The 15,240-nt window shown below is 65.3% G+C and carries 18 protein-coding genes; 7 read left to right on the top strand and 11 right to left on the bottom strand.

Going from position 1 to position 15,240, the window contains the following annotated elements; genetic code table 11:
* Positions 1 to 41: 41 nt before the first annotated feature.
* A complete protein-coding gene (locus AB3G31_RS18830) occupies positions 42 to 998 on the bottom strand; it encodes a PhoH family protein (RefSeq protein WP_367847591.1) in 957 nt (318 codons plus the stop codon).
* Positions 999 to 1,093: 95 nt separating this feature from the next.
* Here AB3G31_RS18830 and AB3G31_RS18825 point away from each other — a divergent pair, with 95 nt between their 5' ends.
* The 4 genes from AB3G31_RS18825 to AB3G31_RS18810 all read left to right on the top strand — a co-directional run bounded on the left by AB3G31_RS18825 (position 1,094) and on the right by AB3G31_RS18810 (position 4,655).
* On the top strand, positions 1,094 to 2,200 hold the full coding sequence (locus AB3G31_RS18825) for an MlaE family ABC transporter permease (protein ID WP_367847590.1): 1,107 nt from the start codon (positions 1,094 to 1,096) through the stop codon (positions 2,198 to 2,200).
* Position 2,201: 1 nt separating this feature from the next.
* On the top strand, positions 2,202 to 3,014 hold the full coding sequence (locus tag AB3G31_RS18820) for an ABC transporter ATP-binding protein (RefSeq protein WP_367847589.1): 813 nt from the start codon (positions 2,202 to 2,204) through the stop codon (positions 3,012 to 3,014).
* Entirely contained in the window at positions 3,004 to 3,981 is a 978-nt protein-coding gene (locus tag AB3G31_RS18815) for an MlaD family protein (RefSeq protein WP_367847588.1), read from the top strand. Before AB3G31_RS18820 ends, AB3G31_RS18815 begins: the two co-directional genes overlap by 11 nt.
* An 80-nt stretch (positions 3,982 to 4,061) precedes the next feature.
* Entirely contained in the window at positions 4,062 to 4,655 is a 594-nt protein-coding gene (locus AB3G31_RS18810) for an ABC-type transport auxiliary lipoprotein family protein (protein WP_367847587.1), read from the top strand.
* A 9-nt stretch (positions 4,656 to 4,664) separates the two neighbouring features.
* Here AB3G31_RS18810 and AB3G31_RS18805 read toward each other — a convergent pair whose 3' ends face one another.
* Complete coding sequence (locus AB3G31_RS18805; RefSeq protein ID WP_367847586.1) at positions 4,665 to 5,204, bottom strand: polymer-forming cytoskeletal protein; 540 nt, start codon at positions 5,202 to 5,204, stop codon at positions 4,665 to 4,667.
* A 176-nt stretch (positions 5,205 to 5,380) separates the two neighbouring features.
* Here AB3G31_RS18805 and ruvA point away from each other — a divergent pair, with 176 nt between their 5' ends.
* Complete coding sequence (ruvA, locus tag AB3G31_RS18800; protein ID WP_367847585.1) at positions 5,381 to 5,953, top strand: Holliday junction branch migration protein RuvA; 573 nt, start codon at positions 5,381 to 5,383, stop codon at positions 5,951 to 5,953.
* A 149-nt stretch (positions 5,954 to 6,102) separates the two neighbouring features.
* The gene (locus tag AB3G31_RS18795; protein WP_367847584.1) at positions 6,103 to 6,351 is read left to right on the top strand and encodes a hypothetical protein; all 249 of its coding nucleotides are present in this window, start codon (positions 6,103 to 6,105) and stop codon (positions 6,349 to 6,351) included.
* A gap of 59 nt (positions 6,352 to 6,410) precedes the next feature.
* On the opposite strand, the gene AB3G31_RS18790 is transcribed toward AB3G31_RS18795, so the two are convergent.
* Positions 6,411 to 7,571 (bottom strand): carbonic anhydrase, encoded by a 1,161-nt coding sequence (locus AB3G31_RS18790; protein WP_367847583.1) that lies wholly within the window; start codon positions 7,569 to 7,571, stop codon positions 6,411 to 6,413.
* A 118-nt stretch (positions 7,572 to 7,689) separates the two neighbouring features.
* Here AB3G31_RS18790 and ruvB point away from each other — a divergent pair, with 118 nt between their 5' ends.
* On the top strand, positions 7,690 to 8,751 hold the full coding sequence (ruvB, locus tag AB3G31_RS18785; protein WP_367847582.1) for a Holliday junction branch migration DNA helicase RuvB: 1,062 nt from the start codon (positions 7,690 to 7,692) through the stop codon (positions 8,749 to 8,751).
* A gap of 53 nt (positions 8,752 to 8,804) precedes the next feature.
* Here the strand turns inward: ruvB and AB3G31_RS18780 are convergent, their stop codons facing one another.
* The 8 genes from AB3G31_RS18780 to AB3G31_RS18745 form a co-directional block, all read right to left on the bottom strand.
* Complete coding sequence (locus tag AB3G31_RS18780; RefSeq protein WP_367850385.1) at positions 8,805 to 9,446, bottom strand: histidine phosphatase family protein; 642 nt, start codon at positions 9,444 to 9,446, stop codon at positions 8,805 to 8,807.
* Positions 9,447 to 9,457: 11 nt separating this feature from the next.
* Positions 9,458 to 10,060 carry a DUF4136 domain-containing protein gene (locus tag AB3G31_RS18775; RefSeq protein WP_367847581.1) on the bottom strand — a complete coding sequence of 201 codons (603 nt, stop codon included), beginning with the start codon at positions 10,058 to 10,060 and terminating at the stop codon, positions 9,458 to 9,460.
* The gene (ttcA, locus tag AB3G31_RS18770) at positions 10,057 to 10,986 is read right to left on the bottom strand and encodes a tRNA 2-thiocytidine(32) synthetase TtcA (protein ID WP_367847580.1); all 930 of its coding nucleotides are present in this window, start codon (positions 10,984 to 10,986) and stop codon (positions 10,057 to 10,059) included. Before ttcA ends, AB3G31_RS18775 begins: the two co-directional genes overlap by 4 nt.
* 61 nt (positions 10,987 to 11,047) lie before the next feature.
* The gene (locus AB3G31_RS18765; RefSeq protein WP_367847579.1) at positions 11,048 to 11,800 is read right to left on the bottom strand and encodes a substrate-binding periplasmic protein; all 753 of its coding nucleotides are present in this window, start codon (positions 11,798 to 11,800) and stop codon (positions 11,048 to 11,050) included.
* A gap of 32 nt (positions 11,801 to 11,832) precedes the next feature.
* Positions 11,833 to 13,185, bottom strand: coding sequence for a diguanylate cyclase (locus AB3G31_RS18760; RefSeq protein WP_367847578.1), 1,353 nt, complete (start codon positions 13,183 to 13,185; stop codon positions 11,833 to 11,835).
* Positions 13,176 to 13,952, bottom strand: coding sequence for a substrate-binding periplasmic protein (locus tag AB3G31_RS18755; RefSeq protein ID WP_367847577.1), 777 nt, complete (start codon positions 13,950 to 13,952; stop codon positions 13,176 to 13,178). Before AB3G31_RS18755 ends, AB3G31_RS18760 begins: the two co-directional genes overlap by 10 nt.
* 90 nt (positions 13,953 to 14,042) lie before the next feature.
* Positions 14,043 to 14,414 carry a dihydroneopterin aldolase gene (locus AB3G31_RS18750; RefSeq protein ID WP_367847576.1) on the bottom strand — a complete coding sequence of 124 codons (372 nt, stop codon included), beginning with the start codon at positions 14,412 to 14,414 and terminating at the stop codon, positions 14,043 to 14,045.
* 9 nt (positions 14,415 to 14,423) lie between these two features.
* Positions 14,424 to 15,224: an SDR family oxidoreductase gene (locus AB3G31_RS18745; RefSeq protein ID WP_367847575.1), complete on the bottom strand. Its 801-nt coding sequence runs from the start codon at positions 15,222 to 15,224 to the stop codon at positions 14,424 to 14,426.
* Positions 15,225 to 15,240: the final 16 nt, after the last annotated feature.

The following is a 15,240-nucleotide window of genomic DNA, read 5'->3' as shown; positions in this document are numbered from 1 at the left end:
GGGCTCTAGCGCTTATTAAATAAGCGTGAGCAGCTATTAATTCAGGAGCTAGCACGTTTGCGCGGCACGCTGTCGGATTTGCCGCGGGTGTCGTACGCATCCACGATGCGCGCCACCAGCGGGTGGCGCACCACGTCGGCGCTGGTGAAGCGGCAGATGGCAATGCCCTGGGTGCGGCGCAGCACCTGTTCGGCATCGATCAGGCCGCTGGTTTGGGTTTTGGGCAGGTCGATCTGGCTTACGTCGCCGGTCACCACCGCCTTGGCGCCAAAGCCGATGCGGGTCAAAAACATCTTCATCTGCTCGGGCGTGGTGTTTTGCGCCTCGTCCAGGATCACAAAGGCGTTGTTCAGCGTGCGCCCGCGCATGAAGGCCAGCGGGGCCACTTCCAGGGCGTTGCGCTCAAAGGCTTTTTGCACTTTTTCGGCGCCCATCAGTTCGTACAGCGCGTCGTACAGCGGGCGCAGATACGGGTCGATCTTCTGGTTCAGGTCGCCGGGCAGGAAGCCCAGGCGCTCCCCGGCTTCCACCGCCGGGCGGGTCAGCACGATGCGCTGCACCGCGCTACGCTCCAGCGCGTCCACCGCACAGGCCACGGCCAGGTAGGTTTTGCCGGTGCCCGCCGGGCCGATGCCGAAGGTGATGTCGTGCTGGGCGATGTTTTCCAGGTAGGTGGCCTGGTTGGGCGTGCGGGCACGCAGGTCGGCGCGCCGGGTTTGCAGCGACTGGCCGTCGACGCCTTCGCTGGTGTCGGTGGCCAGCATGAGTTGCACGGTGTCGGGGCGGATCGGGCGCGCGGCCTGCTCGTACAGCGCCTGCAGCAGCTCCAGCGCTTGCTGCGCCTTGGGCTTGGGGCCGTCGATCTTGAACTGCTCGTGGCGGTGGGCGATGGAGATTTGCAGCGCCGCCTCGATGGTGCGCAGGTGGCTGTCCATGGGGCCACACAGGTGGTCTAGCCGGGTGTTGTTGGGAGGCGAAAAGGTGTGGCGAAGGATCATGGCTCTATTGTCGCCTGTACCCCGCATTTGGAACGCATTCTCAGGCGCTTGTCCTACCCGGTGCGGCCCTGCGCGTTGGTAGGATGGGGTGACCTATGAATTTGGATTCCATCCCCCGCATCGCCCCTGGCCCGACCGCACGGCTATTGGGCCGCTGGGCGGCCGCCGACCTGGCCGTACCAGCGCAGTGGCGGGCCGCCACCGCCGCGCTGCAGGCGCTGCCGCCGTCGGCGCACTGGGACCTGGTGGGTGTAGAGCGGCTGGACCACGTGGGCGCGCAGCTGCTGTGGAACCACTGGGGCCGCCAATGGCCGGCGCAGATCGACCTGCTGCCCGCACAGCGCAGCCTGCTGGAGCGGGTGGCGGGCTTCTCCACCACCGCGCCCCCGGTACCCGCCACCAGCTGGGCGCAGCACTTTGACGCGCTGGGGGTGTGGGTGCTGGCGGGGCTGGCCCAGGGGGTGGTGCTGCTGCGCATGGTGGGGCAGTTGGCACTGGACCTGCTGCGCCTGGCGCGCCGCCCGCAGGCCGGGCCGTGGCGGGATATTTCGGGCCACCTGTACCAGATGGGCACCATGGCCCTGCCGATCACCGCGCTGGTGGGTTTTTTGATTGGCGTGGTGCTGGCCTACCTTACCTCGCAGCAGCTGCGCCAGTTCGGGGCCGAGGCATTTATTGTCAACATTTTGGGCATGTCGGTGGTGCGCGAGCTGGGGCCGATGCTGGCCGCCATCCTGATTGCCGGGCGCTCCGGCTCGGCCATCACCGCGCAAATCGGCGTGATGCGCGTCACCGAAGAGCTCGATGCCATGCGGGTCATGGGTATCCCGCTGGGCTACCGGCTGGTGATGCCGCGCGCCATTGCACTGGCCATTGCCATGCCGCTGATCAGCGTGTGGACCACCCTGACCGCACTGGCCGGGGGCATGCTGGCGGCCGACCTGGCGCTGGGCATCACGCCCGCCTTCTTCTTGCAGGCGCTGCCGGGGGCGGTGGGCGTAGCCAACCTGGGGCTGGCGGTGTTCAAGTCGGCGGTGTTTGGCCTGCTGATCGCGCTGGTGGGTTGCCACTGCGGCCTGCGCGTCAAACCCAACACCCAGAGCCTGGGGCAGGGCACCACCGCCTCGGTAGTGACTTCGATCACGGTGGTGATCCTGGTGGATGCCCTGTTTGCTATTCTTTTCAAGAACGTGGGGGTCTGACATGGATGCCGACACCATCGTTGATATCCAGGGCCTGCAGACCGCGTTTGGCAGCGGCAAAAGCCGGGTCGTGATCCACCAGGACCTGGCGCTGACTGTGCAGCGCGGCGAAATTCTGTCGTTGGTGGGCGGCTCGGGCACCGGCAAAACCGTGCTGCTGCGCCAGATGCTGGGGCTGGAGCATCCGGCCCAGGGCCAGGTCAGCGTGCTGGGCCAGCCCGCCGCAGAACTGGGCCGCACCGGCGCGGCCAGCCGGGTCGGCATGCTGTTCCAGCAAGGGGCGCTGTTTTCTGCCTTTACCGTGCTGGAGAACATTGCTTTCCCACTGAATGAGCTCAAAACCCTGCCCGCTGCGCTGGTGCGCGACGCGGCCCTGGTCAAGCTGCAAATGGTCGGCTTGCAGCCTGCCGATGCCGACAAGATGCCCGCCGATCTGTCGGGCGGCATGGTCAAACGCGTGGCCCTGGCCCGCGCGCTGGTGATGGACCCGCCGCTGCTGCTGCTGGACGAGCCCACCGCCGGGCTGGACCCGAACGGGGCCGACGAATTTGTGGCCCTGCTGCGCGCCCTGCACCAGGGCCTGGGCCTGACGGTGGTGATGGTCACGCACGACCTGGACACCCTGTTTGCGCTGAGCACCCGGGTCGCCGTGCTGGCCGAAAAAAAGGTGCTGGTCACCGGCACGCCCGCCGAGGTGGTGGCTTTCCCGCACCCGTTCATCGAACACTTTTTTCTGGGCGAACGCGGTCGGCGTGCCTTGGCGCCGCTGCCCGTAGTTCCCATTCCCCAAGGAGATCTCCCCCATGGAAAATAAATCCCACGCGCTGGCCGCGGGCGCGTTTGTGCTGGCCATTACCGCGCTGCTGGTGGCGCTGGCGGTCTGGCTCACCCGCGACGCGGGCAGCAGCCACCCTTATGAACTCTCGTCGCGCGACCCGGTCACCGGCCTGCAGCCCCAGGCCGCCGTGCGCTACAAGGGCGTGGCCGTGGGCAAGGTGACCCACATCGGCTTCGACCCCGACGTGGCGGGCAATGTGCTGATCCGCATCGCCGTGGACGACACCACGCCGCTGTCACCCACTGCCTTTGCCACCCTGAGCTACCAGGGCATCACCGGTCTGGCCTTTGTGCAGATTGACGACGCGGGCCAGCCGCAGGAGCGTCTGCCCCCTGGCCGCAGCGGCGTGCCGCGCCTGCCGCTGGAGACCTCGCAGCTCGGCAAGCTGACCGAGCAGGTGCCGCACATCCTGGCCCAGGTGGACGAAGCATCGCTGCGCCTGAACCAGTTGCTCAGCGATGAAAACCAGAAGCTGCTCACTGGCGTGCTGACCAGCGCCGACCACGCCACCACCAGCCTGGCCCAGCTCAGTGCCCGGCTGGAGCAGACGGTGGCCCAGCGGCTGGACCCGGCGCTGGCCCGCATCCCGGCACTCGCCGACGACACCCACCAGGCCATGCGCGCATTGCAAACCGCCGCCGACACGGCCAACGGCAGTTTTGCCGCCATCGGCCAGACAGCGGCCAGGCTGAACGAAAAAGGCGGCGTGATGGACCGGCTGGCCGACGGCTCGAGCGCCTTGTCCCACGCCGCCGACACCTTTGGCAGCGCCACCCTGCCGCGCATCAACCGCGTGGCCGACGACGCCTCGCGTGCGGCGCGGCAACTGGGCCGCACCGTCAACGGCATCAGCGAGCAGCCGCAGTCGCTGATCTTTGGCGGCGGCGCGGTGGTGCCCGGCCCGGGCGAGGCGGGTTTTGTCGCCCCGGCTGCGCAACCATGAAACCCTTAGGATTTGCTATGGATAAAAGAGCTGCTTGTGCTTATGGAATGGGCGTAAAGTGCCTGTTTTGCTTGGTATTTTTGACCTTGGGCGCGTGCTCGGCCCTGCCCGACAAACCGCTGCGGGCGGTGCAGTACGACTTTGGTCCCGGCACCACTACGGCGTTGGCAACTGCCAGCTTGCCACCCTTGGCCCTGGCCGACGTGGAAGCGCCCGGGCTGAGTGACGGTGGCACCGCAGTCGTGTACCGGCTGGGCTATGCCGATGCCCAGCAACTGCGCCCCTACACCCAGGCCCGCTGGAGCGTGCCGCCCGCGCAACTGGTGGGCCAGCGGCTGCGCGATGTACTGGGCCAGCGCCGGGCGGTGCTGGGGGCAGGCGACAGCGCGGCGCTGGCGCGTACCAGCGGGCCCGCGCCGCGGCTGGTGCGGCTCGAGCTGCAGGAATTTACCCAGGTATTCCAGTCGCCCACCGCCAGCACCGGCCTGGTGCGGCTGCGCGCCACGCTGCTGGAGAACACGCCGCTGGGCGACAGCCTGTTGGCCCAACGGTCTTTCAGCGTGCAGCGCCCGGCCCCCAGTGCCGACGCGCCCGGTGGAGTGCGGGCGCTGGCCGCCGCCACCGATGCCCTTGCGCAGGAGCTCGACGCCTGGCTGGAGACGGCGGGGCGCTGAGCCCGCGCCTCAGGCTGCGATGGATTGCAGTGGGGCTTTGACCGGTACGGTCTTGGCCGTACCAAAGGCGATTTCGCCCGATAACTGGCCGCCTTCCTCGATCACCAGCTTGCCGTAGCGCACTTTGCCGGTGACGCGGCCCGTGGCGTAGATCACCAGCTTGTCGCGCACCGTCAACTCGCCGTCAAAGGCCCCGTGGATTTCGGCGATGTCGATGTCGGCCGAGCCCTTGAAGGCCCCGGCGGCGGTGATCTGCATCAGGCGCGAATCCATGGTCGCCTCGACCGTGCCCTCGACCACCAGCGTGTCGCAGTCGGTGATCTCCACGCCCTTGAGCTTGATGTTGGGGCCCACGGTGAGGGTGCTGCCTGTGGCTTTGGCCGGGGGCTGGACGGCCACCGTGTCGACCGGAATGTCCACGGGCTCGGCCACCGGTGGGGTGGGCAGGGGCTGGGGCCGCGGGGCCAGGGCCTGTGCCTGGGCGAGGTTGTTGCGCACGCCAAAAGCTTCGGGTTCACGCTTGCCAAAAAACGGGGTCTGTAGAGCCATGGGAGTTCCCTTCTTGAAAGAAGCCCATGGTAGGGGCCGGGGCCGGTTACATCTTCGTACAGGATGCAATGTATGTAACAAAATGGAAGCAAATCACTGGCGTAGATTCGCTCACATTTCGCTCGAATGCCGGGGTGCGGCGTCATGGACAATGGCGGTTTCTCTCCAGGAACCCCATGATCGGACGACTCCAAGGCCTGCTGGCCGCCAAGAACCCGCCCCAGGTGCTGATCGACTGCCACGGCGTGGGCTACGACGTGGATGTACCCATGAGCACTTTCTACAACCTGCCGGGCCTGGGCGAGCAGGTCACGCTGCTGACGCACTTTGTGGTGCGCGAAGATGCCCAAATCCTGTATGGCTTTGCCACGCCGGGTGAGCGCGATGCCTTTCGCCAGCTCATCAAGATCAGTGGCGTGGGGCCGCGCACGGCGCTAAGCGTGCTGTCGGGCATGGGCGTAGACGACCTGGCCCAGGCCATCACCTTGCAAGAAGTGGGGCGGCTCAAGAAGGTGCCCGGCATTGGTCCCAAAACCGCCGAGCGTCTGCTGCTGGAGCTCAAGGGCAAGCTGGGTTCCGACATCGGCGTACGCACCGGCGCCACCAGCGATGCCCAGGTCGACATCCTGCAGGCCCTGGTGGCCCTGGGCTACAGCGACAAGGAAGCCGCGTTGGCACTCAAAGCCCTGCCCGCCAGTGTGGGTGTGAGCGAGGGCATCAAGCTGGCGCTGAAGGCGCTGGGCAAATAGGCCCGGTGGGGCAGATCGGGCTTGTATAAAGAAATGTATAGCTGGTCAACCAGCGTTGGCGGGGCCCGTTGTAGGTGCAGGTCTGAACGCAATTCAGATTCGCTCTAGGAAGTCGGAGCACACACGACTGTCACTGCCAGGAAATTGTTATGACCATGATCAAATCTTTGTTTGCCGCTGCCCTGATTTCTGCTGTGTCCGTGGCCTCGTTTGCCCAGACCGCCGCACCCGCCAAAGAGGCCGCACCAGCTGCGGCCACCGCGCCTGCCGATGCCACCGCCAAGCCCGTTGCACCCGTGAAAAAGCATGCCGCCAAGAAGGTGAAGAAGCACGTGGCCGCCAAGAAGATGGATGCGCCCGCCGCCGCTCCGGCTGCCGCTGCATCCGCGACCAAGTAAGTAGCGCTTCTAAATAAGAAGGGCTGGGTATTCCCAGCCCTTTTTTTTGCGCCTGCAGTTTACTGTGCGTCTCGGACGACGCGGCCATTCAAGGGCTGCACCGGACGGGCGTTGGCCGGGTACAGCTGGCTAAACAGGCGCAGCTGCTCGGGGCTGATCTGCACCGGCTGCTTCAGCACCATCCACAGCACATTTTCCGAGCACGGTGGCGTGGTCAACGAGCCCATGAACTGGTAGTAGCGCATGTCTTGCGGTAGCAGCTCGTTCAAATCCAACAGTCCGGCAGGCATGCGCACCCGGTCACCGACATCCAGGGGCATGTAGGTCCAGACCTTATTGATCAACCCATTGGCCTGGCCGGGATCGAGCAGAACGGCCAGCACCGCCAGTTGGCCGTCTACATTGCGGTGCACCAGGTGCGCCACCATGCCAAAGGTCCGGTCGTTGACGCGCTCTTCGCTGGGGTGGTGGAAATGGAATTGCAGCAGCTTGTAGGTGGAGCCGCGCACGGTCAGCGTGTTCTCGCCCACCACATCGACCTGGATGGTGTGGCCGTTATTCACCACCATGGCGCTGCTGGGCTGGTAATGGATTTGCAGCGGCTCGGCCGGGCCCTGCAGGTTGTTGGCATCCTGGATGGCGATGGGCGACTGGCGTTGGCCCAGTGCACACAGGTTGAATTCAGGATTCAGCTGCGACCAGACCTGTGGACCGTTGCTGCCCGCATAGTCCCAGTGGGTTTCGTGGGCGCTGCCATTGCCGCGGACCAGGGTGGGCGAACCAGAAGCCGTGGCCGCCATCGCGGCGGCGCGGGTAGCCGCCTTGCTGTCGGTGGGGTTGACCAGCCCGTGCGCCTTGGCGTGGGCGGCGGCAATGTCGGGCGGAGGGGCTGGCGCGCCCCGGGCCGTGGCTTTTTTGGGTTCGGCCTCGATGGTGATGGTGACGGCCGGTGTTTCCTCTGCCTTGCCCTTGGTCTTCTTGGTTTTGCTGCCTTCACCGGCGTTGACTTTGTCGACCGCCTCGCGCACGCGCTGCGCCATGGATTCCTTGCTGCCCGGGTCTTGCGGCTCGGGTTTGGCGGGCAGCACGATTTTGCCCATGGCCTTGGCCTTGGGCTTGTCGGCGGCCGCATCTTCGGCATGGGCCGCGACCATCCCGCCGGCACAAAGCAGCAGGGCCAGTGCCCAACGGGTTGAAACAGTGTGCGTGCAGTGCGTCATGGGGAATCCTGGCGGGGGCGAAAGGGGTGGGTCTTGACTATAGCCACAAGCGGGCCGTGTTTTCAGCGCGGGCAGGCCCAGGCGCTATAGTGGCTTTCCTTTTTTCGACTGCCTGCCCGTGTCCATCCAGACTGATGATTTTGCCGCGCCGCCCCCGAAGCGCATGGTTTCTGCCGCCCCCACCTCGCCGCAAGAGGAGGCGATCGAACGCGCCCTGCGCCCCAAGCTGTTCGACGACTACGTGGGCCAGACCAAGGCCCGCGAGCAGCTGGAGATCTTCATCGGTGCCGCCACCAAGCGCGGCGAGGCGCTGGACCACGTGCTGCTGTTCGGCCCGCCCGGCCTGGGTAAAACCACGCTCAGCCACATCATTGCCCACGAACTGGGCGTGAACCTGCGCCAGACCAGCGGCCCGGTGCTCGAAAAGCCCAAGGACCTGGCCGCGCTGCTGACCAATCTGGAAAAAAACGACGTACTCTTCATTGACGAAATCCACCGGCTCAGCCCCGTGGTGGAAGAAATCCTGTACCCCGCGCTGGAGGACTACCAGATCGACATCATGATCGGCGAGGGCCCGGCGGCCCGCAGCATCAAGCTCGATCTGCAGCCCTTCACCCTGGTGGGGGCCACCACCCGCGCCGGCATGCTGACCAACCCGCTGCGCGACCGCTTTGGCATCGTGGCGCGGCTGGAGTTCTACACGCCCGAAGAACTGGCCCGCATCGTCAAGCGCAGCGCCGGGCTGCTCAATGCCCCCATGGATGCCGATGGCGGCTTCGAGATCGCCCGCCGCTCGCGTGGCACGCCGCGTATCGCCAACCGCCTGCTGCGCCGCGTGCGCGACTACGCCGACGTGAAGGGCACCGGCACCATCACCCTGGACATCGCCAACCGCGCCCTGGCCATGCTGGACGTGGACCCGCAAGGCTTTGACCTGATGGACCGCAAACTGCTGGAGGCGGTGATCCACCGCTTCGACGGTGGCCCGGTGGGGCTGGACAACATCGCCGCCAGCATCGGCGAAGAGCGCGACACCATCGAAGACGTGATCGAGCCGTATTTGATCCAGCAGGGCTTTTTGCAGCGCACCAACCGCGGCCGCATCGCCACCCTGGCCGCCTACCGGCATTTGGGCGTGACCCCACCGCAGACCGAGGGTGGGCTGTTTTCTGTAGATTAAATCGGGCTCTTACGCTGATGGAATGGGCGTGAGAAGCTCCTAAATAAATAGCACTACGCCGAATTTTCGTCCAACGCGCCCTGCTGCTCCAGGTGGTTGGTGTCGGCCCAACCCACCAGCGTGAAGCCCTCGGGGGTCCACAGCAGGCGGTTGATGGCGGCGTTGCCCAGGTCCCAGGTGCGCGGGGCTTGCAGGCCCTGGCCGGTGGCGGCGCGGTACAGCACGTCCATCACGCCGCCATGGGCCACCACGGTGATCAGCTCGCCGGGGTGGCGGGCGGCCAGGGTGTCGACACAGGCCAGCACGCGGTCGCGGAAGTCGTTCAGGCACTCGCCGCCTTCGGGGGCAAAGGTCGGGTCGCGCTTGCGCCAGCGCAAGGCCTGCTCGGGCAGTTCGGCTTCAATTTCGGTAAAGGTGCGGCCCTGGAAGCTGCCAAAGCCGCGTTCGCGCAGGCCCTCGTCGGTGGTGATGTTCAGGTCGACCGCCCCGGCCACCGACAGCGCGGTTTCATAGGCCCGCCACAGGTCGCTGGCGTAGACGGCGGTGATGGGTTCTCCGGCCAGCGCCAGCGCCAGTTGGTGGGCCTGCCAGCGGCCGGTGTCGTTGAGGGGAATGTCCAGTTGGCCCTGGAGGCGGGTGTCGACGTTCCAGGCGGTTTCGCCGTGGCGGATGGCGATGATGCGGGTGGCGTCCATCAAGGGGGCTTTCACGGGGTGGCGGGGGGCAGGTCGACGGTGATGCGCTGCAGGCCCTGGGGAGGGTTTGGAAATCCGTGCAGAGCCGCCGTGACCATGGCGGGGAGGAGATCGTTGCCGATGGGCCAGCGGCTGTCCATGCGGGCCTGGGTTTCGTAGACCACCTGGCCGGTGGTGAGGTCGCGCAGCACCAGGCTGAGCAGGCGCTGGTAGCTGCGCACTTCCATGGGAGGCATCAGCGGGCCCATGAAGGGGCCGTGCAGGCCCCGGCCACCGGCCAGCCAGGGACCCCGTGGCCCCCAGGGACCATAGGGGTTGCTCCAGGTGCTTTCGGTGACCATCTGGGTGTTGATCTGCAGGCTGAAGCGGGCGTTGGGCCCATCCAGCACCAGCCCGGCCTGCGCCAGGGCAGGCAGGGCCAGTTGCTCGACGGCGGTTTGCTGCGCGGCATCGGTCTGCTGGGAGGGCAGGCGCTCGAAGCGGAAACCCACAGGGCGGGGTACGGCGCTGGTCCAGTTGGCAAAACTTTGCACGTCGCTGTCCACCCGGGTGGTGGTGGCGCAGCCGCCCAGCAGCACGGCGGCGGCCAAGAGCAGGGTGCGCCAGGCGGTCATAGGTGCACGACCTGCAGACCGGGCAAACCTGCGGGTGGAAAGGTCGGCGCATCAAACGCCTGGTCGCCGTCATCGCTGGGCATGCCGGTGGTTTGCAGGCCTTCGAAGTCGTAGCGGCTGCGGTCCATCAGGTGCGAGGGCACCACGTTTTGCAGCGCGCTGAACATGCTTTCGATGCGGCCGGGGTGTTTCTTTTCCCACTCTTGCAGCATCTGGGCGATCTGCTTGCGCTGCAGGTTTTCCTGGCTGCCGCACAGGGTGCAGGGGATGATGGGGAACTGCTTGTGCGCGGCCCAGCGGGTCAGGTCTTTCTCCGTCACGTAGGCCAGGGGACGGATGACGATGTGGCGGCCATCGTCGCTGACCAGCTTGGGCGGCATGCCCTTGAGCTTGCCGCCGAAGAACATGTTCAAGAAGAAGGTCTGCAGCATGTCGTCGCGGTGGTGGCCCAGCGCAATCTTGGTGGCCCCCAGCTCGTCGGCCACGCGGTACAGAATGCCGCGGCGCAGGCGGCTGCACAGGCCGCAGGTGGTCTTGCCCTCGGGGATCACGCGCTTGACGATGCTGTAGGTGTCCTGGTTCTCGATGTGAAAGGGCACACCCAGGGCGGTGAGGTAGGTGGGCAGCACGTCGGCGGGGAAGCCGGGCTGCTTCTGGTCGAGGTTGACGGCGATGATGTCGAAGTGGATGGGCGCGCGGGCCTTGAGCTTGAGCAGGATGTCCAGCATGGCGTAGCTGTCCTTGCCGCCGCTCACGCACACCATCACCTTGTCGCCTTCTTCCACCATGTTGTAGTCCACGATGGCCTTGCCCATCTCGCGGCACAGGCGTTTCTCTAATTTATGCGTTTCGCGCTCGATCTTGAAATCGGGGGCGGCTGGAGAGGTGGGGGCAATCACCTCGTCGGTGGTCCATACGGCGCTCATAGGGGGGCAATCGGTGCTGAAAAATGCCGATTATCCCGCGTCGTCTGTTTTCTGTGCCAGATCAGGGTGCTTTGCTGACCGTGGTCTTGGGTTCCATGGTGCGTTGCACGGTGCCGTTGGCCTTGAGTTGCTTGAACGCGGCCTGGGTGCGTTGCACCAAGGCGGGCGGGGTGCCCAGGCTGTAGGCCATGTAGAGGCCGGTGGTCAGCGCGTCCAGGGGCAGCACCCGCTCCAGCCCGGCGCAGTCGAACGCGGTGCTGCGGCACTGGGCTTCGGCACCGGCTTCGCTGAGCGGCACCATGTCCACCTTGTGTTTGAGCAACTGGCCAAAGTTTTCGCTGGTTTGCGCCGACATCACCAGCCGGGTAAAGCCCTGCTGCTGCAGGAACTGGTGGCGCAGGTCGTCGCGCATCACGCCGATGGTGAACTGGCGCGCCGCATCCAGATTGCTGGCGCGGATGTCGGCTCGCTCGCGCAGTTTGTACAGGTGGTAGCGGGTTTGCATGAATTCGCCGACCCACTGGAATTTGGCCTCGCGCTCGGGGGTGCGGGCCACCAGGTAGATCAGCACATTGGGCTCGTTTTGCGCCATGTCGTAGGCACGGGCCCAGGGGTATACGTTGAGGCGGTAGTCTTTGATGCCCGCCAGTTGCAGGGTTTTTTCCAGCACCTCGGTGGCCGGGCCGGCAATCTTGCCATCTTGCATGTAGACGAAGGGTGTGGTTTCGGTCACCACCTGCACCGTCTGCGCCCAAGGGCTCAGCGGTAGCAGCAGGGCCCAGGCGAGGAGGGCGGCGCGCCGTGCAGTTGTCATGCGGAGTTCCTGCGGAGTGGAAGGGAACGGGGTCATGCCGGGCCCTGCCCGTGCGCCACCACCCGGTTGCGGCCGGCGCTTTTGGCCTGGTAGAGGGCTTTGTCGGCCTGGTCGAACAGGGTCTCGAACTGGTCCACCTGTTTGGGGTCGAGTTGGGCCAGGCCAACGCTGATGGTGACCACCGACGCGGCATCGGAGTTGCTGTGGGCGATGCCCAGATCGGCCACCGCGCGCAGCAGCTGGTTGGCCAGCAGCGTGCCCTGGGTGGCATCGGTGGCGGGCAGGAGCACGGCAAATTCTTCGCCGCCGATGCGGGCCACCAGGTCTCCGGCCCGTGCGCTGCCCGCTCCAAGGGCCGCGGCTACGGCGCGCAGGCACTGGTCGCCGCTGGCGTGGCCATAGGTGTCGTTGTAGCGCTTGAAGCAATCAATGTCGCAGACCAGCAAGGTCAGCGGGTGGCCGGTGCGCAGGGCCCGGCGAAACTCGATCTGCTTCATTTCGTCAAATTGGCGGCGGTTGGCCAGGCCGGTCAGTGGATCGGTGCGTGCCAGGCCGTCCAACCGGGTGTTGGTGTCTTCCAGTTGGCTGTTGGCGCTTTCCAGTGCGGCAGTGCGTTCGCGCACCAGCGCGGTCAGGTTATCGCGGTGGATCAGCAGTTCTGCTTCATCGCGCTGTTGCTTCTCCAGGTAGTCGGACAGCGTGGTTTGCAGGTGGTTGACCCCGTCCACCAGTTGCGTCAGTTCGTCCTGCCGGGTGGGCGCGCGGTCCAGGGCCAGCCGCTGGCGCAGGTTGGCGGGGGTCAATTGGCCCAGGTGCTGGGCGATGCGGCGCACATGCACCGTGACCAGGCGGTTCAGCAGCAGCATGATCAGGCTGGCCAGCAACAAGGACTGGGCGATCTGGGTGGCGACGATTTCCGCCACCTCGCCGCGCAAGCGTATCCACAGTACCCGCTCGTCGCCATACAACACCAGATGGCCCACAGTCTCGTGGTTGCCCGCAAACAATTCGTAGTCCAGCGTGCGGTCCAGCGTCGGCGCCTGGGTGGAAGGCTTCCACCCGTCGCGCACCCGCCGGAACACTTCAGGGGTGTGGTTGGCAGACTGCAGCGTCACCACCACCTGGCCCACCGAGGCTGCATTGGCCATGCTGTTGATGTGGGTCTGCAGGGTGTCGCGGTCCATCTCCCAGATGGATTTGGACACGGTCTGCTGGTAGACCTGCGCGATCAGCGCTATTTCGCCCGACATGCGGGCCACATTGCTTTGCCAGGCCGACCAGGTGCGCACGGCCACCACCACCAGGGTGAACAGCAGGCAAAACATCAGTGTGGCCCACACAATGCGTCCGCCCAGGGTGGTGGGCTTGGCGGCTTTTAGAGCCATTTTTTCTGCAGCGCGTCGTAGATGCCGTTCTTTTTGATGGCGTCCAGGCCTTTGCGGAAGCGCTCCACCACGGCATCCGGGGTTTTCAGGCCAAAAGCCATGTAGTTGCCGCTGCCGCTGATGTCGGCGATGCGCAGTACCTTGTTCAGCATCTCGGCGGGGTCATCCCCGGCCTGGCGCACCATATAGTAGGCCCCCAGCTCGTTCATCACCCACAAATCGACCCGGCCGAGTTTGAGCTTTTCGTAGTTCAGCTCATACCGGGTGCTGGACTGCAGGTTGTGGCCCAGCGCAAACCCCTGGGACACCAGATACTGCTCGCCAATGTCCTGGTTGACGGTGCCGATTTGCAGGGCTTTGGCGTCCTCCAGGCTGCCCAGGTGCACGTTGCGGGATTTCAGCGAGAACAGATAGAAGTCGGTAGGGGTGATCGGACCCACCCATTTGAAGAGTTTTTCGCGTTCCTTGGACCGGTTGATCGAGTAGATCAGCACGTTGGCGTTGGTTTGCGTGGTCTCGTAGGCGCGGGCCCACGGTACCGATTGGAACTGGCCTTCGACGTTGATTTCCCTGAGCACCGCCTGCACCACTTCGGTCCCCAGGCCGGTGATGCGGCCTTTGTCGGTGAAATTGAAGGGTGGGTACTCTTCCGTCAGGATGCGGATGGTTTCGACAGCCTGGGCCGATACAGCGCAGGCCCACAGGCCCAGGGCTGCGATGCGCAATACAGTGCGGCGGTGAATTGCGCGGGAAGCCAACAGTGTCATTCAGCTCTCCAAGGGGGGCTCTGTGCACCCTGTGAAGAGGATGGCGGATACATATTATTACGCGTAGTGCATGCTATGCGTATTTCAGGCTCACCACTGCCCTGTTTCGACCCGGATGGCCACTTCGCAGTCGTCAAAAATCTCCAGCTTGGCGATTTTGACGCGCACACCCAACACGCCGGGCAGCTGCATCAGGCGCTGGGCCAGCTTGCCGATCATGCTCTCCAGCAGGTTCACATGCTGGGCGGTGCAGTCGTCGATGATGATCTGGCGCACCTTGCGGTAGTCGAGCACGTGGTGGATGTCGTCGTCGCTGGGCTCCAGCGGCTGGGGCCCCAGGTTGAGTTCGGCATCCACCAGGATGGGCTGCGGCGTGGTTTTTTCGGATTCCAGGATCCCCAGGTTGGCGTTGAAGCGCAGGCCGGAGAGTTGCAGGGTTTGGTTGCCGGAAATGTGGGACATAGTGTTTTTTTAGGTAAGGTCCATGAGGGAAAAGTCCCGCTCGAATTGCATCAGGTGTTGGCCGCCGTCCACCAGCAGGGTGGTGCCGGTGATGGAGCCATTTTCCAGTGCAAACTTCACCGTGGCCGCCACATCGACCGCGGTGGACGAGCGGCCCAGCGGCGAGATCTGGTGCAGCACGGCAAACTGTTCGTCACTGAGCATGTGGCTCTTGAGCGTCAGGCCGGGGGCTACGCCCACCACCCGCACATGCGGCGCCAGGGCCTGCGCCAGCATGGTGTTGGCCACCTCCAGCGCGGCTTTGGACAGGGTGTAGCTGAAAAAGTCAGGGTTCAGGTTCCACAGCTTCTGGTCCAGCAGATTGACCACCGCACCCCCCGCATTGCGCGCTTGCAGGTGGCTGTGCAGGGCCTGGGCCAGCAAAATCGGTGCGCCGGTATTGCTGCGCAGATGCTGCTCCAGTGCGGCAAAGCCAAAGGTGGCGGCGTTGTCGTGCTCAAAAGTGGAGGCGCAATTCACCACCGCGTCTACCGCGCCAAAGTGCGCCACCACGCGGGGCAGCAGGGCGCGTACGGCGGCTTCGTCGGCCAGATCGGCCTGAAACATATGGTGTTTTAGGCCGCTAGCGCTTGTAATATCGGCGCAGTCAGCTACAGTTTGAATAGCATCGTGCTCGGAGTGTCGGTAGTGCACCGCTACCTGCCAGCCGCCTGCCGCCAGGGCCAGGGCAATTTCGCGGCCCAGCCGTTTGCCCGCACCAGTTACCAATGCAGTACGGGCTGGGGGGACGGGCGGGTTTGGTGGCAACATTCAGAGACAATCCGTG

The organism is Rhodoferax sp. WC2427 (genome assembly GCF_040822085.1).
Taxonomy (GTDB): Bacteria; Pseudomonadota; Gammaproteobacteria; order Burkholderiales; family Burkholderiaceae_C; genus Rhodoferax_B.
This window is presented reverse-complemented; position numbering and strand designations above follow the sequence as displayed.

Coding starts and splice junctions, on each gene's coding strand:
- AB3G31_RS18825 (WP_367847590.1), top strand. CDS start 1,094: ATGAATTTGGATTCCATCCCCCGCATCGCCCCTGGCCCGACCGCACGG.
- AB3G31_RS18805 (WP_367847586.1), bottom strand. CDS start 5,204: ATGGCTCTACAGACCCCGTTTTTTGGCAAGCGTGAACCCGAAGCTTTT.
- AB3G31_RS18795 (WP_367847584.1), top strand. CDS start 6,103: ATGACCATGATCAAATCTTTGTTTGCCGCTGCCCTGATTTCTGCTGTG.
- AB3G31_RS18780 (WP_367850385.1), bottom strand. CDS start 9,446: ATGGACGCCACCCGCATCATCGCCATCCGCCACGGCGAAACCGCCTGG.
- AB3G31_RS18765 (WP_367847579.1), bottom strand. CDS start 11,800: ATGACAACTGCACGGCGCGCCGCCCTCCTCGCCTGGGCCCTGCTGCTA.
- AB3G31_RS18820 (WP_367847589.1), top strand. CDS start 2,202: ATGGATGCCGACACCATCGTTGATATCCAGGGCCTGCAGACCGCGTTT.
- AB3G31_RS18775 (WP_367847581.1), bottom strand. CDS start 10,060: ATGACCGCCTGGCGCACCCTGCTCTTGGCCGCCGCCGTGCTGCTGGGC.
- ttcA (WP_367847580.1), bottom strand. CDS start 10,986: ATGAGCGCCGTATGGACCACCGACGAGGTGATTGCCCCCACCTCTCCA.
- AB3G31_RS18745 (WP_367847575.1), bottom strand. CDS start 15,224: ATGTTGCCACCAAACCCGCCCGTCCCCCCAGCCCGTACTGCATTGGTA.
- AB3G31_RS18815 (WP_367847588.1), top strand. CDS start 3,004: ATGGAAAATAAATCCCACGCGCTGGCCGCGGGCGCGTTTGTGCTGGCC.
- AB3G31_RS18750 (WP_367847576.1), bottom strand. CDS start 14,414: ATGTCCCACATTTCCGGCAACCAAACCCTGCAACTCTCCGGCCTGCGC.
- AB3G31_RS18755 (WP_367847577.1), bottom strand. CDS start 13,952: ATGACACTGTTGGCTTCCCGCGCAATTCACCGCCGCACTGTATTGCGC.
- AB3G31_RS18790 (WP_367847583.1), bottom strand. CDS start 7,571: ATGACGCACTGCACGCACACTGTTTCAACCCGTTGGGCACTGGCCCTG.
- ruvA (WP_367847585.1), top strand. CDS start 5,381: ATGATCGGACGACTCCAAGGCCTGCTGGCCGCCAAGAACCCGCCCCAG.
- AB3G31_RS18760 (WP_367847578.1), bottom strand. CDS start 13,185: ATGGCTCTAAAAGCCGCCAAGCCCACCACCCTGGGCGGACGCATTGTG.
- AB3G31_RS18830 (WP_367847591.1), bottom strand. CDS start 998: ATGATCCTTCGCCACACCTTTTCGCCTCCCAACAACACCCGGCTAGAC.